The organism is Streptomyces racemochromogenes (assembly GCF_044129415.1).
GTDB lineage: Bacteria > Actinomycetota > Actinomycetes > Streptomycetales > Streptomycetaceae > Streptomyces > Streptomyces racemochromogenes_A.
Map to the genome: position 1 here is coordinate 1 of NZ_JBBDHD010000308.1, position 846 is coordinate 846.

1 protein-coding gene is annotated in these 846 nt (G+C 63.9%); it reads right to left on the reverse strand.

The window, feature by feature from the left end:
* On the reverse strand, positions 1–846 hold an 846-nt coding region (locus WDV06_RS37020; protein ID WP_395514180.1), incomplete at its 5' end, for an adenosylhomocysteinase.

Consider the following 846-nt stretch of genomic DNA (forward strand, 5'->3'; position numbering starts at 1 on the left):
TCAGTAGCGGTAGTGGTCGGGCTTGTACGGGCCCTCGACCTTGACGCCGATGTACTCGGCCTGCTCCGGACGCAGCGTGGTCAGCTTCACACCCAGGGCGTCGAGGTGGAGGCGGGCGACCTTCTCGTCCAGGTGCTTGGGCAGCACGTACACGTCGGTCGGGTACTCCTCCGGCTTGGTGAACAGCTCGATCTGGGCCAGCGTCTGGTCCGCGAAGGAGTTCGACATCACGAAGGACGGGTGACCCGTCGCGTTGCCCAGGTTCAGCAGACGCCCCTCCGACAGCACGATCAGCACCTTGCCGTCCGGGAACGTCCACGTGTGGACCTGCGGCTTCACCTCGTCCTTGACGATCCCCTCGATCTTCGCCAGACCGGCCATGTCGATCTCGTTGTCGAAGTGGCCGATGTTGCCCACGATCGCCTGGTGCTTCATCCTGGCCATGTCCGAGGCCATGATGATGTCCTTGTTGCCCGTCGTGGTGATGAAGATGTCCGCGACCTCCACCACGTCGTCCAGGGTGGCGACCTGGTAGCCGTCCATCGCCGCCTGCAACGCGCAGATCGGGTCGATCTCGGTGACGATCACACGGGCGCCCTGGCCGCGCAGCGACTCCGCACAGCCCTTGCCGACATCGCCGTAACCGCACACGACCGCGACCTTGCCACCGATCAGAACGTCCGTGGCCCGGTTGATGCCGTCGATCAGGGAATGCCGACAGCCGTACTTGTTGTCGAACTTCGACTTCGTCACCGCGTCGTTCACGTTGATCGCCGGGAACAGCAGCTCACCGGACTGCATCATCTCGTACAGACGGTGCACACCCGTGGTCGTCTCCTCCGTCAC